The following is a 20,619-nucleotide window of genomic DNA, read 5'->3' as shown; positions in this document are numbered from 1 at the left end:
CGGTACTGCTGATAGCTGCTGCTTACGTGCGGTCGCGTGGTCCGTAGACCGCGGCTGCCTGGCCGGTGTGGAGGGCCCAGTATCGGTCTCCATAGCTGAAATGCCACCACTCCGTTGGATAGTTCACAAAACCGGCGGCTGACATGACGCGGCAGAGCGTGTCGCGATGGGCCCGGGCAGCGCCGCTGATCGAGTTCGCGCGGGTGTAGCAGGCGCCGTCGCTTTCCTCTGGGGAGGCGTTCATCCTCGTCCCCATGTCCACCTCCTGGCCGTCCGAGGCCGCGAGGGTCAGGTCGACGGCCGCGCCGGCGCTGTGCGGCGCGATCTCCGGTGGGGAGACGTAGCGGCTTGCGGCCTCGTGGACGCGGCTGTCGCTCCAGTCGGGGTTTCCGCGACGCAGCTCGGTCGCGTACTCCTCGAAGTACGCCCGCTGGAGCGCCGGAGGCCGGTACCCCTCGACGACGAGCAGGCGGAACTCAGTGGGAAGCAGTCGCTGGGCGTGTTCCAGGCGCTCGATGAGCCCGTGCCGCAGGTGCGCGAAGTGGCCGTCGGGGTCCTGTTTGCGTTGATCGATGAGAAACAGGCCGGACGCCCGTGTGTCGATGAGTTCCTCGCCGCATTCCTGGACAGGGATGGCGGCGACCCGAGGGTCGGACATCAGCACGATCTTCAACTACGTCTCCTTCGACGCTAAAAGAGGAGCGGCACGACAGGTGGACGTCGGTGTCGGCGGTCAGGCCAGGCCGTCGCCAGGCGTGGCCGCTGGTCCGGATGCGAAATGCGTGAAGTGCGCTGGCGAGTGGTCGATGGCCAGGTCGGGCCGCCATGCGGTGAGGATCTGGGCGCTGCACACGAACAGGCCGTCGGGCAGTTGATCGAGCGGGTGCCAAGCCCAGTCGCCGACGCTTTCGTCCGGCTGCGTGGTCGGCTGCCCCTGCCAGGCGTGGACGAGTGCGCCGACGGTGACCCGCAGGACACCTTCGACGTGGTCGACCAGCGTGCCCAGGAGCTGGACGTCGCCGGTCCGAGCGACCAGACCGGTTTCCTCGCCGAGTTCTCGGATCACCGCGTCCTCGAAGGATTCCCCGGCCTCCACACTCCCACCGGGCAGTTCGAGGGTGCCGCGTCGGTGTCGGCCCAGCAGAATGCCCTGTTCGCTCAGCAGGATCGCTCCGACGCCGACGGCTGCGTGGGCTGCTGGCGCTCGGGTGCTGCGGGGCCGGCTGGAGACTCGCGCCGGCCGGTCGGGAAGGCGCCGGGCGTGGATGAGCTGCTGGATAACCGTGGCGCCCTCGTCGGGGTGAGGCAGCAGGTCGATGGCCTCGACGCGGAAGCCGTACTCGGTGAGCAGGTCCTCCCAAAGCTGCGGTGACAGGACCCACATCTGCGTCGGCAGGGGCGGATCGTCGCGCAGCAGGATCATCTGCTCGCGCGGCGCCACCTCCGTGGACGGGCCGCGGCCGTGCAAGTCGGTGTGGAGGAGCGAGAGGATCAGAGGGGCACCGGGGCGCAGTCCGTCGCGCAGCGCGGGCAGGGAGCGGTGCGGATCGAGGAACCCGAGCGTCCCGATCGCGTATGCGGCGTCGAACGGCGCGGTGCCAGCCAGGTACTCGGCCACGTCTCCTTGGACGAACTCCACGCCCTCCACGTTCGTGTGGGCGGAGATGGCGCGTTCGTGCTGGGTCGGGGACAGCTCGATTCCGGTGACGCGGGCTCCGTGCGCCTGGGCGAGATGGACGGCGTGGTGGCCAGCTCCCGAACCGATGTCCAGGACGCGGCGGCCGGTGACGTCACCGAGGACTTCTGCTCCCGGTCCGACCCCTTCCCAAGGCGTCCAGGTGAGCTGGTCGGGGACGGGCGGGGTGTAGGCGCGAGCCAGTTGTCGCTGCCCATACATATGCCAGGCCCGTGTGTTGGTGTCCTCGGCGGCCACGATTGCCTCCTGGGTGGGTGCGCTGGGGATCAGGTGTGCGTGGTGAGGTAGGCGGGGCCTTCGCCACGACGGGCCTGTTCGATGGCGTCGAGGCGGGCGAAGGCGCGCGGCGCCATCAGTCCCTGCCAGGTGGCGAGGTCGTGCACGGCCCACATGTCGTGCTCGGCGGGATCGAGCCGGATCCGACCGAGCTGCTCTGCGGTCAGCCGCCCTCCGTCGAAGATGAGCCCTACCTTGTTCAGCGGCAGGCGGGGCCCGGCGTGCAGGAAGTGCGTGAGGAGAAGCTTCGGCGTATCCAGGCCCAGTTCGAGGCCGGTCTCTTCCACTGCTTCGCGGCGAGCGGTTTGCAGCGGGTCCTCTCCTTGGGCGTCCAGGTTGCCGCCCGGGAACTGCCAGAGGCGCGAGCCGTAGACCGAGCGCAGTTGAACTGGCCGGTCGTGTTCGTCGCGGATGTACAGGCAGCCATACACCGTGTGGTGGGGGACGGTGTGCGCGTACTGCGCAGGCGTCATCGGCATCGGTCGGCCTGGCCGTGCAGGGCGGTGGTCGAATGCGAAGGCGAGGACGCCGAGGCCCTCCTTGGCTGGCGGGTAGATGCTTCGCAGGTTGGCGAGCAGTTCTCCGGGCGGCCCGTTCGGGTCGATGCGCGCGGGGTCCTCTGAACTGAGCAGATCCTCGAAGGAGGGGTACGGGGTGATCCGCTGCACGATGACGTCGAGCTCCCGGCCGGTGTCGCGGTCGTGGAAGACGACCGTGTCGCCGACGGCAACGGCGCGCTTCCGCGGGGTGGCCACCCTCACTTCGATCGTCTTGCGGCCTGCTTCCACTAGGCGGTAGTACCGCGGGAGCAGGCGCATGTGGTGCTCTTGCCGTTCCTCTCTGGCCGCCGGACTCCGGACGGCTGGGATCGCCTGTTGGGTGTCGTCAGGCACACATGCCTCCGATAGATGCGGTGTGGTTCGTTGCGTTCAGCGGCCCATGGAAGGTGAACGGGGGTTGCTCCGTGACGGAATCTTCAGGGTGGACCATGTCCCGCCCCCTGCTCCGTCGGCCCGTCACACCCGGCTGCTCTCGCGGGCCGCGGAGGTGTCCGACCAGCTGGCGATGTAGCCCACTGCTTGTTTCGGCGAGCTGCCGCACTTCCTCGGGCGGGAGGTCCGGGTGCATGGAAGCGGCCATGTTCACACCCAGCCCGTTTCGGAGTAGGAGCGGCCGGCCCGGATGCCCTCGATGGCGACCCTGGTATAGGGGACGAGGTCCTCGGGGAGGGCGGCCGGATCCCAGAACTTCCACTGGGTGCACTTGTCCGGCTCGCGTAGTTCCGGCTCGCCGCCCCAGGTCCGAGCGCGGAAGAACAGGCCCATGCGGGGCCGGCCCCCGGCCCGGTCGATGTGGTGGACGACGTGGACGAGTTCGACGTCCTGTCGTTCGATGCGCAGACCGGCCTCCTCCCATGCCTCTCTGATCAGGCAGGTAATGGCGCTCTCCTGCTCGCAGTGGCCGGCCAGGACGTGCCAGGTGGAAGGCGCGAAGTTGGAGTCGGGGTGGCGCAGCCCGAGCAGCACCGTCCCGTCAGGCCGTTCCAGGTAGAGGTGAACGCCGATGATGTTGGGAACCGTGCCGTGCGGAGCGGCCGGGCGGCGCCCCTCGTGCGATGCGGGCCCGCTCTGCGACACGGTGCGGGATGCGCCGACCGGGCGGCTGGCGGCGTGGCGCCGTACGAGGGCGCTGGTGGTGTCTGCGATGCGGAGGCGGTGGAGGTCGTCGGGGGCGAACCAGGCCAGCATCACCCCTTCCGTCAGGTGGAGTTCGCGGGGGTCACCGTTCCAGCGGCCGGCGTAGATGGCGATGGGTACGGTCCCGCAGGCGTCGTCGGTTGCTTCCTCGATGCCGAACGGGGTCAGGTCGGCGATGTGGAGGCCGGCTTCCTCGGCCAGTTCGCGCCGCACAGTGTGCTTCAGGGTGGCGTCCTGGGGCTCTCGGCCGCCACCCAGCAGTGACCACATCCCCGGCTCCCAGATCCGGCCGGGGAAGTAGTCGCGCAGGTGGAGCAGGTACTCGCCACGGTCGTTGTAGATCAGGGCCGAGGCGTTGGCGGTCGCCGGTCCGGTTCCGGGCGGGAGCTTGAGCAGCTTCTGGCGCAGGGAGGGGGAGGCCACCCTGTGCGCGGGACGCCATTCGATGCCGCCGACCTCTTCTTCCTGCAGTACCAGCGGCACCTCTGCCGCGGTCTGCAGGCGGAAGAGGAACCGGAGGTCGAAGTGCCGGTGGCCGGGTTCCCCCTTGCCCGGGTGGGCGTCGATGTCGTGTATGTCGATGTCGAACGGGACAGTCTCGTAGCCGGGCCACGGTGCCACGGCCTGGGGCGGGATCCCGGTCTCCTCGTGCAGCTCCCGAAGAGCCGCCCCTGCCAGGGACTCGTCCTCGGGCTCGGTGTGTCCGCCGGGAGCGAGGACTTTGCCGCTCGCCAGGTGCAGCACGTGCAGGACGCGGCCGAGCGGATCGATGACGATCGCGCCGCAGGTGACGTGTCCGGTGAAGGTGGAGCGGCTGGCGATATCGGTGGGACGGTCGAGGGCGCCCAGGAGGCCGCTGAGCCGCGCGCGCTCGTGAGGGTGGCGAGCGAGGTAGGTCTCGACGGTGGTGCGGATGTGGTCGGGTGACAGCGGCATTCGGCTACCTCAGAGGAGCGTGAAGCGGGACAGATGGAGGCGGGGTAGTCGTTCGTGTCAGCTCAGCCGCATCCCCTCAGCAGGGATCTCCTCGATGGCAACGGGCCGAGCGGCAGGCAGACCCCACCGCTCCCGGGCCGTCTCAGCGGCAAGCAAGGCTTGCCGCGCTCCGGGCGGCCCCCATCCGAGCAGGGCGGCTGCTTGGGCGGGGGAGGCGAGCAGGCGGGCGAAGGGGTGGCCGGTGGCAGGGTCGACGGCCGCCGGTCCGACGGCGGTGACCCGGGCGGCCAAGCGGAGCCGGGCGTTGGGCCCCACCCCGCCGTAGACCTCACCGGTTTCGTCCAGCACCCAGCCCAGTCGCACCGGGTCAGTCAGAGCGAGTTGCGCTTCCTCGGCGGCTTCCCGGTGGAGGGTGTCCTCGGGAGTCGCGTCGGTCTTCTCAACCGTGCCGCCGGGCAGCATCGGCAGCGCGCCTTGCGGGCCGGGGTCGGCCAAGAGGACGACCCGGCCGTCGGGGACGAAGCACCACGCCCAGGCTTGCTGCACGGGGAGCCGTTCGGGGACGGGGTCGCGGTTGAAGGGGCTCTCCCACAGAGGCCGGTAGCGAACGTGCACGTCATGGCGGTCCAGTACCGGGACGTCGAGGATGTGCCGGCCGTCCGCGAGGTGAGCGGTGGCTGTGTTCCCGAGCCGTGCACGGTAGGCGGCGAGCATGATCTGCCCGTCCACGGGGCGCAGCCGCTGCACCGCGTCCCGGGTCTCCAGGAAGGCGTACTCGGACAGCTCCTCGCGCGGGAGGCGGATGGCCTCCGCCTGGTCAGGAGTGAGCGTTCCGCCATCGAAAACGAACCGGATCTCTCCGGGGAAACGCGTGCTGTGCTGGCTGTCCGGGTGGTGCGGGGAGAGGGAGTGGACGGCGAGCACGCCCGACAGGGGCAGGCTTGTCAGGCCGAGTTCCTCGGTGATCTCGCGCCGGCAGGCGACGTGCGGGTGTTCGCCGGGTTCGACGACTCCTCCGGGCAGCAGCCACCGGTCGTCCTCGCGGTAGGTGGGGTGAACGAGCAGGACGCGGCCGACTTGGTCAGTGACGAGCGCGGCGGCGCCGACCCACACCGTGTGCCGGGGGACGGCGTGCTGCCCTGCGGACAGGGCAGCACGCGGTGCGACATCATCCGAACCTGAGACGGGAGTGGTCACTTGGCGGTGCCTTCCTTATCGGTGGGGCGGGCATGGGTTCGGCACGGGCCGGGAGCGGTGATCAGGAGGTACGGCCGTTCATCCGGCGCTGCAGCTCCCTCGGACGGTGAGCAGTGCAGCGCGGCCGGGAACGATCGGCCAGTCCACGGTGATGCGGGTGTGCTTCTTGGCAAATACGTGCGGTTCGTGGTCTCTGGTCGGCGGGGCGCAACTGGCGGCCGGTCGGGCGGTGATGCGGGGGCAGAGGGCGCCGCGGTGGTTGTGCTGCCAGTGCCGGACCTGCTCGGCCATCTCCTGTGCAGCGAGGTGTCCTCGGGTGCCGTGGCCATGGACAACGAACTCGTACAGGCCCTTGCCGTCGTCTCCGTCGCCGATGCGCTCGGTGGCCAGTCGCGCGAGGGAGTTGCCGCGGACGATCGCGGCGCCGGGCCAGTGCTTGGGCGGCGGGTTCAGGACCCCGTTGTCGCCGTCGGAGTCGGCCGAGAGGCGGCAAAAGCCCGGCAGGACCCCGGCGAGGTAGAGGGTGAGGGCGTCGAAGGGTTCCTGGCCGCCTACGGTGACGTGGGTGTACGTCACGGTCGGCTCGCAGGTGAGGGCTGGGGCGAGTTCGTCGACGGGCAACGGGTTGCCGTCTTCCCAGGACAGGTGGACGCCGGTGCCTGGGACGGTGCGGCGATTCCTGTGCCAGGCGCCGTCGCCCTGCATGGCGACAAAGCCGCAGACGATGAGCGGCTCGTCGCTGTGCAAGGCCCCGTCGTGCTTGGTGAAGCTGATGGCCCAGTGGTACCCGTGCAGACGCACCGGTGCGACGAGACGGCCGCCCTCGGCCAGGGCGTCGATCCAGGGCAGATCCCAGGTGTCGACGGTGACCACGATGGCGTCGAATCCGCCGTCCGGCACCACCTCGGGAGGCAGGTGCTCGGCGTCCGCGGTGACCACGCGGATGCGGCCGTATCCGGCCTGGGTCAGGAAGCGGGTGGCCCGGTCGGTGACGGCTGGGTCGATGTCGAGGGTGGTGACGTGGCCGGTCGGGCCGGCGAGTTCGGCGATGAGAGCAGCGTTGTAGCCGCCGGAGCCGATCTCCAAAGCGTGGTGGCCGGGCTGGATGCGGGCGGCTTCGAGCATGTCGGCCTGCAGCCAGGGCGCGGAGATGGAGCTGATGACGGTGCCGTCGTCGCTGTGGCGGGTGGCGATGATCTCGTTGGCGTACGCAGCATGGAGGGGCGTTTCGGGGGCGAAGGCGTGCCGGGGCACGGTGCGCAGGGCGCGGTCGACCGCGGGGGTGCGGATGTGTCCGGCGGCGGCGAGTTCGTCGGCCAGTTGGTGGCGCAGAGCGGTGGCTTCGTCGAGGTCCGTGGTGGGGCGTGTGGTCACGGCGGGCCTTTCGGTCGTGCGGGTCATACCTGGTCCGAGACGGTGGGCGTTGCAGGGTTCGGGATGGTCGCGGTCGGGGCGTACTGGGCGGCCTGGGCGTCGAACATGGCGGCGTACCGACCGCGGGCGGCGATGAGTTCGTCGTGGGTGCCGTGCTCGGCGAGGTGTCCGTTGTTGAGGACGTAGATGTGGTCGGCGTGGCGGACGCCGGACATGCGGTGGGTGACCAGGACGACGGCTCGGTTCGGTGCGGCGAGGCGGCGGATGCGGTCGAAGGCTTCGATTTCGGCTTCGGGGTCGAGGGCGGAAGTCGGTTCGTCGACGATGAGGACGCCGTCTGCCTGTGATGTTGAACTGCGCCAGTGCGTGCGGGCCAGGCCGACTTTCTGCCATTCGCCGCCGGACAGTTCGATGGCGCCGCGGAACATGCGGGCCAGCAGACTGCGCAGCCCGTCGGGGAGTTTGGCGATGACGGGGCCGGCAACGGCGTAGTCGACCGAGGGCTTGAGGTCCTGGTCTGTAGCGGGGTGGTCGGGGCGGCCGAGGCGGATGTTCATCGCGGCGGTCACGGGCCAGCGCTGGAAGTCTTGGGTGAGCAGGGAGACGCGCTCGAAGACCTGGGCGCGGTCGAGACCGGTGAGGTCCGCGTCGCCCCAGCGCAGGGTGCCGGCCTCGGGAAGCAGCATGCCCGAGAGGATCTTCATCAGGGTGCTCTTGCCGGAGCCGTTCTCACCCACCACGGCGGTGACCGATCCCATAGGCAGGGTCAGTGACACGCTGTCCAGGGCGGCGGTGTCCCGGTCAGGGTAGCGGTAGGTGACCTGGTCCAGAACGATTTCCCTGACGCGTTCCGGTACGGGCGCACCGCCGGCGGGCAGCGTCCGCTGGGCGGCCTGGGCGAGGAAGCGGCCGTGGTCGCGGACGTAGAGGCTCTCCTCGTGGAGTTGGTTGATGTTCATGACGAGCGCTCCCAGGCTCGCCGAGCCGGTGCGTACCGCGATGACGGCGGTCCCGGCGACGGCGAGGCTCATGTGCCCGGCCATGATCAGCCAGAACATGGCCCCGTAGGTCGCCGCCATCGCCAGACCGGACAGCGCGGAGGCGACCCACTCGGTCAGGGCCTTGTTGGAGGCGAGGCGTTCCTGTTCGGCCTCGGCGCTCTCGGCCATCTGCTCGTAGCGGCTCAGGAGGAAGTCGCCGACGGCGTGGAGGCGCACTTCCTGGGCGGCGGTGCGTTCGGTGAGTAGGTTGCCGATCAGGCGGCTGGCCCGCACGTGCTCGATCCAGCTCATCACCGACACGTATCGTTCCTGGGCCACGCGCATGGCGCCCCAGCCGCGAGGGGCGGCGATGAGGATCAGCATGGGCAGCAGTACGGGGTGGAGTACGGCGAGGACGCCGGCGGTGGTGATCAGCGAGATGAGGCCGTTCAGCGCGGCTACGCAGGCGCTGATCATGCGGCGGGCCGAACCCGGGCCATGCTGGGCGATGTCCACGAGCCGCCGGAAGTCGGGATCGTCGATGGCTTCCAGTTCGACGCTGGCTGCGGCGGCCAGGTACTGCGTGGTCGCGATCCGCTCGACCTTCGGCTCCAGCCGCCCTGCGCGGGAGGTGGACCAGGCGGACAGGGCGGAGTTGATGACGCCGATAGCGGCGGCGGCCAACAGGCCGGGTAACAGGGCGTGCAGCCGCTCGGCAGCGCTGCCGTTGCCGGCGAGCAGAGCGTGCATGACGGCGTTGACGGCGAGCAGGCCGGCGGCTGCGGCGATGCCTTGGCCGATCTCGCTGACCCCGACCGAGAGCAGAGCACGCCGGTCGGCCTGCCACGCCATGCGCAGGGTTGCGCCGACGAGTGTGGGCATGGAGCGCAGCGCGGACATCATGGTCAGGTCCAAGGTCGCGTGCTCGTGCTGGGACCAGCCCATGTCGTAGCGCAGGGGGCCGCCGAACAGCTCGTGTTCGGCGTCGGAGACCTGAGGATCGGCCATCGTGACCGGGCCGAAGAATCTCTTCACCGGGCGCCTCCCGCAGGCCAGTTGATGGCCCGGTAGGACGGGCCGTGGGTGAGCATGTGGAAGATGGTGGCGGTGTAGGGGTGACAGTCCGGCGACGGTCGTTCCATCGGCACCCAGAAGAGCCCTTCGTGCTTGTGTGGCTCGGCGTTGTACGGCTCACCCGTCCAGGACTGTGCCACGAACACGGCGGTGATCCGGTCCAGGCCACCGTCGGAGTCGTGGTGGTGGATTAGCCCGCAGAACTCCTGCTGCTCAGCAGTGATAAGGACCCCCACCTCCTCCATGGCCTCGCGTCGCGCAGCATGGTCGAGTGGTTCACCGACTTCCAGGTGGCCGCCCACGACAGTGAGCTGTCCCGGTGCGAGAGCGGCGTCCAGCGCGCAGCGTACGCACAGGGCGGCGCCGTTCGTACGGAGCAGGACCTGTGCCACGTCGGCGATCAGCTGGTGAGGCGAGTCGCTCACGGGCGGCCCTCCTGCACCAGGCGTTCTACGGTGTGCCGACCATTGGTCACGAGGGCACCGCCGTGCCGAAGCTATAGGTGAGGACGGAGGACGGGAGAGGTGTGGGCTGCGTCATGCCAGGTACCTCGTATCCGGTCGTGACCCGTCGTCGAGCAGAGCTGCGCGACCGGAGGTGAGGCGAAGGGTGGCGCCCGAGGAGGTAGCGGCATTTTCGAACGCAGGATGAACGAGTCCAGGGCGGCGTACGGGATGCATGGGGACTCCTCGGGGCGAGATGCGGACAGGTGATCGGGTAACGGCGGTCCTGCTGTAGCCGTAACGGGTGGAGGGGGGCGAAATCTAGAACGTGATTTCGAATACCGGGCTCTCTCCTTGTGCGGTCGGGTGGGGCAGGCTGTGATGCAGTGTTCGATCACTCATGTGGGTTGCGGTACCTCCTGCGGGGGATTGCCGGGGGCGCTTGGTCGGTCATGGGGTGGCGAGGTCCGGGCGGAGGGCGACGGCGTCGCGCAGGAAGCTGCGCTTGGAGTAGAAGGTGTGCTCGGCGGCCCAACCGTGACTGGCGAGGTACTCGCAGAGCCAGCTGTCGATCCGCTTCATCTCGATGAGGATCTCGTCCTGGTCGTGGTCGAGGATGCTGCGTGAGCGGAGGTACTCCAGCTCGCACTGGGAGAGCACCACGTCGGGGGCCGCCAGGAGGGCGCAGCGGTCGAGGAAGATGCCGTAGACGTGTCCGGTGCGCAGCGACTCGCACTGGATGTCGTAGCGGACGCGTTGGAAGGGCGGCATGGCCCGGACCTGGAGGCTCAGGTCTTCGCGCAGGAACGTCTCGAAGCGGTCGGGGGTGATGTCGAGGCCAGGAGTGAGTTCCTCGCGGCGGGCGAAGGCGTCCTCGGCGAACCACTTTCGCTTGAGTACGTGCCCGGCGGTGACGGTGGGGATGAAGGAGGCGTAGCCGATCTCGGGCTCGGGGCCGGTGACGTCGAACAGATGGTTCTCGGTGTGGTGGATCTGGAACTCTTCCCGGTACTCCGGACGGCAGCCTGCCAGCTTGCCGTCGCGCAGCGCCTTGAGCAGTTCCATGGACGCGGACCAGATGTCCGGTGCCGGGTCGAGGGTGTACTTGAACTCCAGCTCAGTGCCGGAGAAGTGCTTGCGGAAGTACCGCAGATGGTTGTTGAGCGCCGTACTCGACTCTGCATGCGCCGTCAGCACGGGGTCGAACCAGCGCAGTTCCTCGACCGGGCCGTGGCCGACTGGTTCCCGGGTGGTGCGGACGAAGCAGGCGTCCTCGGGGTGAAAGCGGATCTGAGCGTACGCGTGGTAGCCGCCGCCGGGGTGTTCGGCCAGGTAGCACAGCGGCACCAGGCCGGGGGCGGCCTCGGTACCGACCAGGCCGCGCAGGGCGGGGCCAGCGATGGCGTCGGGGAACAGTTCGCCGCCGTCGACCCTGGCCGCCCCGAGCCGGGTGCCGCCGGGCTGCAGCGCTTCGGCCGGGCAGGGCCCCAGCGCGTTCCAGCGGACGATCACGGTGGTGGCCGGCCGGCAAACCTCCTGCGGTGGCACCCGTATGAGCACGATCGGCTCGTCTGGTCGCCGTGGCGCGGTGCGGTTGAGGAGGTGGACGCCGCCGAGGACGACCCAGGCTCCCCGGTACGAGGGCTGCTCGTCGTGCACGCTGGTCTCCTTCGTGTGAAGCGGGTGCCACGGGTGATCGCCCTGCAGCCCGAAGGGGCCACCGGGTCGGCCGGACATCCCCGTATGGCTGCCTGCTCGTCGCTGCGACGTCCGCCCGGTTCGTCGGCCTAGGGTGGGGCGGGTGAGTCATGGTGAAGTTGGTCAGGTGATCTTGGACGAGGCTGTTGCGGATGCCCGCCTCGCCGCATGGGAGTTCGACGGTGCACGGGCTTGGCTGGAGGAAGCCCGCCGACATCCCATGGAGCCGCTGGCGGCCGAGGTGTGGGTCACCGACCCTGCTTTCGAGCACGTCCTGCTGGTCAAGCACCGCGTGCGCGGATGGGTGCCGCCCGGTGGCAAGGTGGAGCCGGGCGAGGCGCCGCGTGCGGCGGCGGCGCGAGAGCTGCTGGAGGAGACCGGCCTGCGCACCGAGTTGCTGCCCGAGCCCGCGGCCGTGGCGGTGCGTTCCTACCGGGCCGACTGGTCTCCGACGCTGGGCCTGTCCTACGCCGCGATCGTGGGACGCGACGTGCCGTTCGCCGGGGAGCAGAACCAGCCGGCGGCATGGTTCCGTCTGGATACAGGCTGGGACAGCGTCTTCCCCGAGGACCGCGAGCGGATCCGTGCGCACGCTCGCCGTCTGGCAGCCGGCCGGGCGGTCGGCTCCCACTGAGGTAGGCCCTTGGCCGCCGTTCACAGGAGGGCCTCGATCCGGTCGAGGTCGGCCGAGGGCAGGCTGACGAGCTCAAGGTCGTGCAGGAAGCGGCACCACACCGGCTCCAGGCCGGGTTCGCGCTCGAACTCCTCACGGCCCAGGTACCCGTTGGCGTGCGCGGTGGTCCGCAGCGCGTGCTGCTGCAGCTGGGCCGGGTGGATCCACCGAGGGGCGCGGACCTCCCGGGGCGAGGGGCACAGCGACCCGGAAACCTCGGCCTGGAAGATCCACCAGTGGTGGCCGACCGGACCGCTGGGCGTGCGGTGGCAGTGGTTGGGCCGCCACTGGTCCAGCAGCAGGTGCAGGTGGGTGACGGTAAGACCGACCTCTTCGGTGACTTCGTCGCGGGCGGCCTGCTCGGGGCCGCCATGCTCGTCGACGTGGCCGGCGACCGGGGCGATTCCGGCCGGAGGAATCGCCCGCTCGAAGACCAGCAGGCCGCTCGGGGAGGAGATCAGTACCCCGACGCTTGCGTGGTCACAGAGGCGGGCCCCGCCGTCGGGAGCCGGGGCGGCCGGGGTCATGCGGTGGCCTCCGGCCGTTGGGCGACGACGACGAGCCAGCTCGTCACGGCCGGGGCGTCGGGGGTTGTCATGGCGTAGGCGGTGTCGAGGATATGCATCCGCTGGGCGTGGGTGAAGTCGCCTTCGGGCCGCGCGAAGACGGGGATGGACAGCCACGCCTTCTTCTCGGCCATGGTGCTGTGCTGGGCGGTGAGCTCTGTGCCGACGATAGTCAGTCCGGCTGCGGTCAGCTGCTCGGTGACTGTTTTCATCGGAAGCTTCGGCGGCCTGTCCGCGTCGCGCGGCGGTGGGGTGTATCCGTGGGTCTCAGCGGCGACTTGGCGGATGAGGGCGTTTAGGGAAGGCCCGGTGCGGGTGGACAGTTCGTCGGGGTGCCGGACGCCGGCGAAGCCGCCGCCGATGTTGAAGACGAAGTGCCCGCCTGGGCGCAAGATGTGGGCGACGGCTGCGAACACTGCGGCGGTGTCGGTCTTCCAGATCGCGGAGTTGCACACTACGGCGTCGGCGCTGTTGGCGTGCAGGTGGTCGGCGAGCCGTTCGGCCGGGGCAGTGATCCAGGTCAGGCGGGCGTCGGTCAGGGTGCGGCGGCCGACACGCTGCATCGCGGCGGCGTTGTCGACGGAGACGACCCGAGCGCAGGCCGGGATCAGGTCGAGGATCGCGCGGGCGGTCGCGCCGGCGCCGCCGCACAGGTCGACCACCAGGCTGGCGTTGTCCAGATGGCCTCGGCGGGCAAGGTCGCGGCTGGTCGCGTCGTACATGGGATGGGCGCGGGTGAAGGCGTTGTATGCCTCGGCGTTGCTGTCCTCGTCCCAGCCGAGGATGGCGTCCTGGGGTGCCATGTTGCTGTGGCCTCGCTTCTCAGAGCGGCCCGGCAGTGCAGGCCGGGTGTTCGGGCAGGGTCAAAAGAGCGCGGACTGTACGGCGGCGGGCGGTGAGGAGAACTGTGCGCCGAGGACGATGCGCCGGCCCTTGAGGGTGCCGAGGTCGAGCAGGTAGGGCAGTTGTTCACCGTCGCCGTCGAGGGTGGCGAGGACCTGGGAGCCGAGGCAGGAGAGCACCGTCAACCCGTGCTCACCGGAGCGTGGGTCGTGCGGGTACAAGGCGCGCCCGGTCTTTGGCGTCCGCAGCAGTTCGCCTTCGCCGGGCGGCGTCCACGGCTCCGGTGTGGCCGGGACGTTCAGGCCGCTCAGGGCCGCGGTGGCGCGGTCGAGGTGCTGATGGTGGGCGGCACCGGCCGGGGCGAGGTCGCGCAGCTCGGCCAGGGCCGTCAGCTTGGCCGCGGCTCGCACGGTCTGCGTCAGGCCGAGGTGGCGGGTGAGGGCATCCTCCAGGAACCGCACGGCGCGGCCGTCAGCACTCCGGGTGAGGTAGGTAGCGATCAGGGCACCCTGTTCGTCGAGGCGGGAGCGCTTACGGGGTTCGGCCGCGGTGCCGATCTTGGTGGTGCCGTCGGCGAACGTCGCCAGGTACAGCCAGTGCGGCTGGGCCATGTACGCCGCCAGGGCGTCGGGAACATGCCCGCCGGAGTGGAACCGGTGGGCGAAGCGGAAGTCGTCCCGCCCGGCGCAGGCCGGGCACTGTCCGCCGGCCTCGGCCGGGGCCCGGTCAGGGCAGGCGACCGCCTCGACGCGGACGCGGTCGGCGAACCGGTACCGGCCGGTGCACCACCGGCCGGTACCGCTCACCTGGTAACTCAGGCGCCTGCCCACGACCGGGGCGTAGACGAGTGGTCCGCCGGTCACGGGGGCGAGCAGAAGACGGGGGTCTGCGCTCGCCCAGGTGATGCCGTGACAGACGTATGTCCCGCTGGCGGGCAGGGCCTGGTCCATGGTGCGTTCCTTGTCGATCGGGGAGGGAGGGCCGGTTTAGACGGTCAGGCGCAGACGGTCGGCCAGGGCAGCGGCGGCGGCCTTGAAGACCTGGTCGCGGTCCAACTGGGCGACGTCCAGCGTCAGCCAGGCGCCGCGCTCCGCCTGTTCGCGCATCTGGTCCAGGACGGTGTCCTGGTAGCGGATGAAGTCCTCGTCACCGCCGCCGGCGTGGCCGGCCTCCAGGGAAGTGAACGAGCCTTTGCGGACGAGAGCCTCGCGGGCACCGATGTTCAGGAAGAACACCAGGTCCGGCTTTGTGAGATGCGCGAAGACCTGCTCGCACAGGCGGGGGGAGACCTCGGGGTTGACCGCGTACCGAGCGAGGATCTTGTGGTGCGCGTTGTCGAGGATCACGTGGGTTCCCGCGGCGAGGGCCGGCTGGATGACGAGCCGGTCCTGCAGGGTGTACCAGGAGGCCAGGGCAAGCAGCCAGTAGTGGTCGCCGCATGCCTGGGCGACGTCGGCGTCGCGCCGGTAGACCAGCTCGTTGAGGCGGTCGAGGTAGGCGGACAGCTCCGGGTCCCGGCGGACGTCGGTGCTGTGCTTGCCGATGAGGACTGCCGTGTGGCCGGCGTCGTTGAGGGCCTGGTGCAGGCGGGCGGCGAGGGTGGACTTGCCGGCCCCGTCACCACCGACGAAGGTGATCAGCTTCCCGGCTGTGGTGGTGGTCGGCGCGTTCGCCGTCATCGGGATTCTCCCAGGGGGTGGGTCGGGCTGGCGGTCAGGCGGCCGGTGATGATGGTGCGGATGCGGTCCACCAGGACGGCGCGCTGGCGCAGGACGTCGCTGTGACGCTCATTGGACAGGTCGGCGGGATAGTGCGTGGCGAGGTTGTTGGAAATGACGTGGAGGTAACCGAATCTGATCCCCGCCTGGCGCGCCGCCGCCCCCATGGGGCCGATCTCCGGGTCGACGAAGGCGTACGAGGCGGTGTGCTGGGCCAGCCAGTCGCGGTTCTCCAGCAGGATCGACGGGGAGGACACGTGCAGGCCGCTGCGCACCCCATCGTGGGCGGCGGCGTAGTCGCCGAAGAAGTCGTCCCAGCTCACCATCGCCCCGCGTACCAGGCTGGTGTTGCCGGTCGCCAGCCAGGCGTTCGGTTCGACGCCGGGGGTCAGCGAGCCGACCTTGCCGACGTAGACGACGTCGCCTGCGCCGAGTTCGGCAAGGCGCGTGACGACCCGTCCGGCCACGTCTCCCCAGATGCTGTGGAGGAACCCGAGGTAGACCACGCGACGGCCGGCGACGTCGAGGCGCTGCCAGGCGTAGCCGGGTCCGCGGGTCCACACTCCGTTCTCGGGAGCGAGGTACTGAAGGCCCCAGCCGACGATCACCAGGTCGCCGTCCAGTTCCAGGTCGAGCGCGTCGAGCGCCGTTCGGCACTCCTCCTGCTCGGGCGGCTGATAGGTGACGGTGCCGACGGGGCGGCCGGCCATGGCCAGATACGTGGCGATGATCAGGGCGTAGTGCTGGACGTAGTCGGCTCCGGGGAACGCCTTGACGATGAGGTCACGGCCGTGGATCTCTGCGGTGGGCCGTTCGATGTTGAACAGCTTCCCGGTCTTCTCGTACCGCGAGATCACCGCCGTGCGGTCGTAGCCGCCGATGACGCGGATGCTGTCCCAGTCCTGGTCCTGGATGAGGTGGTGGACCTTGATCTCCAGGTAGCGCAGCAGCCTCGCGTGGGTCATAGTGTGCCCGGCCGGCTCGATCGGGGCGGCGCGCAGGAGTCCGGGGGTCGGGTCGGCGAGTAAGGGCGTCATCGGTGCTCCTCGGCGATCGTCACGGTGCTGCCGGCCGCCGCGCGAACGACGGAGATGTTCTTCCGGATGAGGTCGAACCGGTCTTCGGGGATCGGGCCGAGCTTCTCGATGCGGGGCGTGGAGGGCTTCTCGTACGGCCCTTCGGGCAGCAGGGCGACGCCCATCGCGCCGAGGATGACCGGGGCTGCGCCGTCCACGGAGGAGATCCACTCGTGCTCGCGCTGCTCGATCAGCTCCAGGTGCCCGGTCCGGCCCAGACCGAGCAGCCGGTAGATGAGCAGATCGTCGACCAGGCCGCGATCCTGCAGGTAGGCGGTCGCCAACCAGCGGGTGCGGCACAGTTGCTCGTCGGGATCCGGTCGACGCGAGGCCGGCAGGGCGATGGCCCCGGCCCAGCCGCTGGTCACGAAGGCGTCGTAGGTGCGCAGCCACTCGTCGTCGTCCGCGGCGTGCAGGACCGCGCACAGCCGGAATGCGTCGCCGGACAGCTTCCGGATCTCTCGCGCGGCCTTCTCGCTCGCCTTCAAGGTCGCGGTCCCGTCCCGCACGACGTCCGGCAGGATGATCTCCCTCGCGGACACCGCCAGCGCGGCTTCGACGAGGCTTTCCGCCGGCAGGGCGTAGCCGAGGTCGAAGAGCCCGTTGTCGATGATGATCGCGGCGCCGCGCTCGGCCTCGTGAGCGAAGAAGGCCCGGTAGCTTTCGTCGGACAGCACGTGCTGGGCGGCCACGTGGTGGACGCGGGCCGGCTCCTGGGCGACGAAGTTCTTCAGGTAGGCAGGCGGAGCGATGACGGAGAAGTCGATGCCCGCGGTGGGGATCACGACGCCCCCCACAGGCCGGTGGTGAGGGTGAGGAACTGCTGGGAAAGGACGGGGTCGGTGCCGAAGCGCCCGCCCGAGTGCACCGTGGTGGTGCGAGCCTCCTCCATCCGTACGCCCCGCATGCTCATGCACAGGTGCACGCCGCGCACGGCGACGGCGATGTTCTCGTGTCCGATCACGCCGTTGAGGTATTCGGCGACCTGGCGGGTGAAGCGTTCCTGGACCTGCAGTCGGCCGGCGAAGTGCTGGGCGATCCGCCCGAACTTCGACAGGCCCACCACCTCGCCATCCGGCTCGTATCCAGCCGTGACCTGCAAGTTCATGGGCAGCATGTGGTGCTCGCAGAGCGACCACACGCTCATGCCGCCCACGATGACCAGCTGACCACCCAGCTGGGACTCGGTGAAGCAGGTGGCCGTTTCGGCGCCGTCCGGGGACAGGAAGGCTCTCCACCAGGCCGCGACGCGGTCCGGGGTGCCGGTCAGCCCCTCGCGGGCGGGGTCCTCGCCCAGCTCGACCAAGAGCTGGTGGATCAGGCCGGCGACCCGGCCGGTGTCGATGACCGCAGTGGGCCCGGCGACGGCAGCCGTCGGCGCCGCCGCAGGGCTGGCGATAGAGGTCGTCATGGGCGTCTCTCGTTTCCGGGAACTGGGGAACGGATGGGGCGTGGAGTCGCGTGCGGTCAGCGGCCTCGGGCGTCCGCGAAGGCCAACACGTGAAGGCGGGTGGTGAAGTGCCAGTGCCGGGTCGCGACCCCGTCCGCCAGGGCCCGGGTAGTCGCGGTGATCACCTCGGGGGTGGTGCCCTCCGGCATCACCCACACCGGCGCGAGCCGGTGGGCGTTGGCCAGCTCGGCGATCCGGTCGAGGTCGTCCACCGTGGAAGCGACGAACTTGAACGCCGCCCGCCCGGAGGCCACAAACGCCTCCAGCGCGGCTGGCACGATGCTCTTGGTCTCCTTCACGCCGAAGCTGGCAAGTTTGGGCGAGACGTTGAACCGGACCCCGTCGGCCACCAGCTCGGGAGTGGGCGCGATGGTGCCGTTCGTCTCGAACTCGATCCGCTTGCCGGCTGCTATCAGTCCCCGGACGAGAGGCACCAGTCGCGCCTGCTGGATCAACGGCTCGCCGCCGGTGATCACGACCAGTTCGACCGGTGAAGACGTGGCCCAGGCCACCAGGCCCGCGACGGATTGCCTCGTCGACTCCTCGTGCGGGTCGAACCGAGACCAGTCCCAGGTGTACTTCGTGTCGCATCTCGTGCAAGTGAGGTTGCACCGGGACAGGCGGATGAACAGGGCCGGGTGTCCGCAGCTTGGGCCCTCGCCCTGAAACGTCGGCACCTCGGTACCGAAGCACTCCGCGACGATCAGGGCTTCGCCTTCGGCAGCTTCCGGTTCGAGGTTGAGCGGCTTGGTTGTGGTCATTGGCCCACCACATCGAAGCGGGCCCAGCTGCTTGCAGTCTCGCGGACTAGGACGGCGACAAGGCGGCCGGGGATCTCCGATTGGAGGTTCTGAACGAACCAGCCGGCCAGGAACTGGGCCAGGCGCTCCGAGGTGGGCTCGAAGGGCAGGATCTCGTGCAGGTTGTGGTGGTCGAGCTCGGTGTCCAGGAACGATTTGAACGGGGCGAGCGCACCGAAGTCCGTGACAAAGCCGGGATCCTCCAGCGCGGATGCAGTGAGGATGACCTCAACCTCGTAGCTGTGCCCGTGCTGGCGGGAGCACTTGTGCCCATGCGGCAGCCGGGGAAGCCGATGGCCAGCCTCGAAGGCGAACTTCTTACCGATGGTGAAATTGCCGGGCGGTAGTGGAACAGCAGTGAAGCCCATTCGATTTCTCCGAGAGGTGAGGGTGTGGCTGATTCGGGCAGGGTGGGGCAGCCGCCTCTTCAGGCGGCTACGGGCTGTGCCCCCAGGTGGTTCTTCGCGGCCTTGTCCAGCACCTTGGTGAAGTGCTCGGCGCGCTCGTCGCCCTCGGCCTCCTGAGCGCGGAGGCCCCCGAAACGGGCCCAGTACCGCTGGCAGACGTCCCTCTCCATCAGCTTCGAGGCGTAGAACGGCAGACGCCCTTCCCGGACGAAGCCGAGGCGGTCGCGCAGGCTGAGCATGCAGATGAGCTGGTTGGCCTTCAGCAGCTGCATGTACTCCTCGACGTCCAGGTCCTCGGGCGTCCAGAGCTTGGCGAGGTCAAGGTTGGCGGACATCTGCGTCAGCCAGTCGAGTTGGTTGCGCGCGACGGTCGCCTCATTTCGTTCGGCCTGGTGCCGCGCGTCCTGCCTCGGCCGGGCGGCTCCGACCACGACGGTGGCGAGGGAAACCGCGGCGCCGGCAGCGAGGACGGCGGTGGTGAGTTTCATGCTTTAACGGTCCTTTCACGCAGAGTGATCTGGGGCGAGGGCGGGTCTGTGGAAACCTGCGGGGCTCGCTGCGTCATGCGACCCCCGCTAGCACGACGGCCAATGAGCCGCCGACAATGCGATCCAGGGCGTACCGGCGGCGCACAGTGTCCAAAGCGACGGCGATCGGCGGCAGTCCGACGGCGGCCCTTCGCTGGTCCAGCAACTGCGGCGCACGCAGTGGGCACAGCTCCACCCCTGCTGCGCTGAGGACGAGTTGCGTCCCGAACTCTTGGGGGCGCCCGCTGTTGACCAGGGCGCGGTCGTGAAGGTGGGCCCAGTGCTGGATGCGCGCATCGCCGTCCTGGACCGCACGTTTCAAAAGGGTGGTGGCCGCCCGCTGGAAGTCGGGTTCGTCGTCGGCGTGAAGAGCGATGCTCCAGGCGGCACGTGCTGCGTCGGGGCCCACGAGACGGTGGCCGGGCCAGTCATGTTCGGCCAGGATGCGGCGCAGCACTTTGGTGTCGGCATGCTCAGGGTGACGGTCCTGGCCGAGGTGGACGGCGTCGAGCTGGTTGGGTACGCGTCTGGCCCGGCGTGCTGCCGACTGTGCGGCGCGGGCGATGAGTTCGCGGGCGAGGTCCGGCCGCAGCGGTTCCGCGGTCCTCACGCGATACTCCGCTGGTCGGCGGCGGACTGCGGCTCGTGGACCTGGCAGCCGATGAGCGCGCTCAGCCCAGGCCGAAGCTCAGCGGTGAGTTCGAGGCGCGCGACTCGCTCATGGTGCTGTCCGGTGCCCGATCCACGGACGTCCCAGCCCATGTCGGTGAGCCGACGAAGGAATGTGGCGATCGGATCGACGTCGAGAGGATGGCGGGCCATGGCCTCGGCCCGCACAAGCGGTGCCTCGAGCCGGGCGGCGAAGTCGGAGGCCCACAGAGTGATCAGCCGGACGGTGTCATCGGAGTGACCGGGCAGGGTGTGGACGCAGTCCAGGAAGAGGCACGGGCCTTCGCCCCATCCGAGGTCGGGCCCGCGTTGCGGGATCATGCAGGCCAGCAGCAGCCCGTCCTCGAACAGTCCAGCCGGTTTCACCTGCGGGGCGCGGAACAGGGCCGGGATATCGGACCGGGCGGGTGTAGGCACCCCGCGCATGGCGAGCCAGCGCTGACGGTCCTGGACGAGGGCCGCGGCCTCGTCCCGTTCGGCGTCGGTGCGCAACGACCGCATCTCGTACACGGCCGGTAA

22 protein-coding genes are annotated in these 20,619 nt (G+C 69.7%); 1 reads left to right on the top strand and 21 read right to left on the bottom strand.

Going from position 1 to position 20,619, the window contains the following annotated elements; genetic code table 11:
• Positions 1-22: 22 nt before the first annotated feature.
• The 9 genes from IEZ19_RS06580 to IEZ19_RS06540 form a co-directional block, all read right to left on the bottom strand.
• Complete coding sequence (locus tag IEZ19_RS06580; protein ID WP_189310315.1) at positions 23-658, bottom strand: M15 family metallopeptidase; 636 nt, start codon at positions 656-658, stop codon at positions 23-25.
• Positions 659-733: 75 nt separating this feature from the next.
• Complete coding sequence (locus IEZ19_RS06575) at positions 734-1,933, bottom strand: bifunctional class I SAM-dependent methyltransferase/NUDIX hydrolase (RefSeq protein WP_189310048.1); 1,200 nt, start codon at positions 1,931-1,933, stop codon at positions 734-736.
• 29 nt (positions 1,934-1,962) lie between these two features.
• Positions 1,963-2,790, bottom strand: coding sequence for an NUDIX domain-containing protein (locus IEZ19_RS06570; RefSeq protein ID WP_055493683.1), 828 nt, complete (start codon positions 2,788-2,790; stop codon positions 1,963-1,965).
• Positions 2,791-3,114: 324 nt separating this feature from the next.
• Positions 3,115-4,605: an NUDIX domain-containing protein gene (locus IEZ19_RS06565; RefSeq protein ID WP_189310047.1), complete on the bottom strand. Its 1,491-nt coding sequence runs from the start codon at positions 4,603-4,605 to the stop codon at positions 3,115-3,117.
• A gap of 57 nt (positions 4,606-4,662) precedes the next feature.
• Complete coding sequence (locus IEZ19_RS06560; RefSeq protein ID WP_189310046.1) at positions 4,663-5,802, bottom strand: NUDIX hydrolase; 1,140 nt, start codon at positions 5,800-5,802, stop codon at positions 4,663-4,665.
• A gap of 78 nt (positions 5,803-5,880) precedes the next feature.
• Positions 5,881-7,203, bottom strand: a complete 1,323-nt coding sequence (gene fxlM / locus IEZ19_RS06555; RefSeq protein WP_189310045.1) for a methyltransferase, FxLD system — start codon at positions 7,201-7,203, stop codon at positions 5,881-5,883.
• Positions 7,200-9,191 carry an ABC transporter ATP-binding protein gene (locus IEZ19_RS06550; RefSeq protein ID WP_229840009.1) on the bottom strand — a complete coding sequence of 664 codons (1,992 nt, stop codon included), beginning with the start codon at positions 9,189-9,191 and terminating at the stop codon, positions 7,200-7,202. The genes fxlM and IEZ19_RS06550 overlap by 4 nt, the downstream gene beginning before the upstream one ends.
• Complete coding sequence (locus tag IEZ19_RS06545) at positions 9,188-9,655, bottom strand: NUDIX domain-containing protein (protein WP_189310044.1); 468 nt, start codon at positions 9,653-9,655, stop codon at positions 9,188-9,190. The genes IEZ19_RS06550 and IEZ19_RS06545 overlap by 4 nt, the downstream gene beginning before the upstream one ends.
• A 468-nt stretch (positions 9,656-10,123) precedes the next feature.
• Positions 10,124-11,332 (bottom strand): hypothetical protein, encoded by a 1,209-nt coding sequence (locus IEZ19_RS06540; RefSeq protein WP_189310043.1) that lies wholly within the window; start codon positions 11,330-11,332, stop codon positions 10,124-10,126.
• A gap of 172 nt (positions 11,333-11,504) precedes the next feature.
• Between IEZ19_RS06540 and IEZ19_RS06535 the strand changes: the two genes are divergently transcribed.
• Positions 11,505-12,005 carry an NUDIX domain-containing protein gene (locus IEZ19_RS06535; protein ID WP_189310042.1) on the top strand — a complete coding sequence of 167 codons (501 nt, stop codon included), beginning with the start codon at positions 11,505-11,507 and terminating at the stop codon, positions 12,003-12,005.
• A 20-nt stretch (positions 12,006-12,025) separates the two neighbouring features.
• On the opposite strand, the gene IEZ19_RS06530 is transcribed toward IEZ19_RS06535, so the two are convergent.
• The 12 genes from IEZ19_RS06530 to IEZ19_RS06475 all read right to left on the bottom strand — a co-directional run bounded on the left by IEZ19_RS06530 (position 12,026) and on the right by IEZ19_RS06475 (position 20,610).
• On the bottom strand, positions 12,026-12,571 hold the full coding sequence (locus tag IEZ19_RS06530; protein ID WP_189310041.1) for an NUDIX domain-containing protein: 546 nt from the start codon (positions 12,569-12,571) through the stop codon (positions 12,026-12,028).
• Positions 12,568-13,413 carry a class I SAM-dependent methyltransferase gene (locus tag IEZ19_RS06525; RefSeq protein WP_189310040.1) on the bottom strand — a complete coding sequence of 282 codons (846 nt, stop codon included), beginning with the start codon at positions 13,411-13,413 and terminating at the stop codon, positions 12,568-12,570. Before IEZ19_RS06525 ends, IEZ19_RS06530 begins: the two co-directional genes overlap by 4 nt.
• A 60-nt stretch (positions 13,414-13,473) precedes the next feature.
• Entirely contained in the window at positions 13,474-14,403 is a 930-nt protein-coding gene (locus IEZ19_RS06520) for a DUF2797 domain-containing protein (protein WP_189310039.1), read from the bottom strand.
• Positions 14,404-14,439: 36 nt separating this feature from the next.
• Positions 14,440-15,132: a dTMP kinase gene (locus IEZ19_RS06515; protein WP_189310038.1), complete on the bottom strand. Its 693-nt coding sequence runs from the start codon at positions 15,130-15,132 to the stop codon at positions 14,440-14,442.
• Positions 15,129-16,208: a hypothetical protein gene (locus tag IEZ19_RS06510; protein WP_189310037.1), complete on the bottom strand. Its 1,080-nt coding sequence runs from the start codon at positions 16,206-16,208 to the stop codon at positions 15,129-15,131. Before IEZ19_RS06510 ends, IEZ19_RS06515 begins: the two co-directional genes overlap by 4 nt.
• Positions 16,205-17,032, bottom strand: a complete 828-nt coding sequence (locus IEZ19_RS06505; RefSeq protein ID WP_189310036.1) for a hypothetical protein — start codon at positions 17,030-17,032, stop codon at positions 16,205-16,207. Before IEZ19_RS06505 ends, IEZ19_RS06510 begins: the two co-directional genes overlap by 4 nt.
• Positions 17,029-17,658, bottom strand: a complete 630-nt coding sequence (gene folE / locus IEZ19_RS06500; RefSeq protein ID WP_189310035.1) for a GTP cyclohydrolase I — start codon at positions 17,656-17,658, stop codon at positions 17,029-17,031. The genes IEZ19_RS06505 and folE overlap by 4 nt, the downstream gene beginning before the upstream one ends.
• A 56-nt stretch (positions 17,659-17,714) precedes the next feature.
• Positions 17,715-18,458: a 7-carboxy-7-deazaguanine synthase QueE gene (locus tag IEZ19_RS06495; RefSeq protein ID WP_189310034.1), complete on the bottom strand. Its 744-nt coding sequence runs from the start codon at positions 18,456-18,458 to the stop codon at positions 17,715-17,717.
• On the bottom strand, positions 18,455-18,865 hold the full coding sequence (locus IEZ19_RS06490) for a 6-pyruvoyl trahydropterin synthase family protein (RefSeq protein WP_176119290.1): 411 nt from the start codon (positions 18,863-18,865) through the stop codon (positions 18,455-18,457). Before IEZ19_RS06490 ends, IEZ19_RS06495 begins: the two co-directional genes overlap by 4 nt.
• A 59-nt stretch (positions 18,866-18,924) precedes the next feature.
• The gene (locus tag IEZ19_RS06485) at positions 18,925-19,392 is read right to left on the bottom strand and encodes a DUF6082 family protein (RefSeq protein WP_189310033.1); all 468 of its coding nucleotides are present in this window, start codon (positions 19,390-19,392) and stop codon (positions 18,925-18,927) included.
• Between the two features lie 73 nt (positions 19,393-19,465).
• On the bottom strand, positions 19,466-20,041 hold the full coding sequence (locus tag IEZ19_RS06480) for a DUF6624 domain-containing protein (RefSeq protein WP_189310032.1): 576 nt from the start codon (positions 20,039-20,041) through the stop codon (positions 19,466-19,468).
• Positions 20,038-20,610 carry a carbohydrate kinase family protein gene (locus IEZ19_RS06475; protein ID WP_189310031.1) on the bottom strand — a complete coding sequence of 191 codons (573 nt, stop codon included), beginning with the start codon at positions 20,608-20,610 and terminating at the stop codon, positions 20,038-20,040. The genes IEZ19_RS06480 and IEZ19_RS06475 overlap by 4 nt, the downstream gene beginning before the upstream one ends.
• Positions 20,611-20,619 lie beyond the last annotated feature (9 nt).

The sequence above is a fragment of the Streptomyces brasiliensis genome (assembly GCF_014647875.1).
Lineage (GTDB): Bacteria > Actinomycetota > Actinomycetes > Streptomycetales > Streptomycetaceae > Streptomyces > Streptomyces brasiliensis.
The sequence above is the reverse complement of the archived record's forward strand: the minus strand, read 5'-3'. Positions and strand labels throughout refer to the sequence as shown.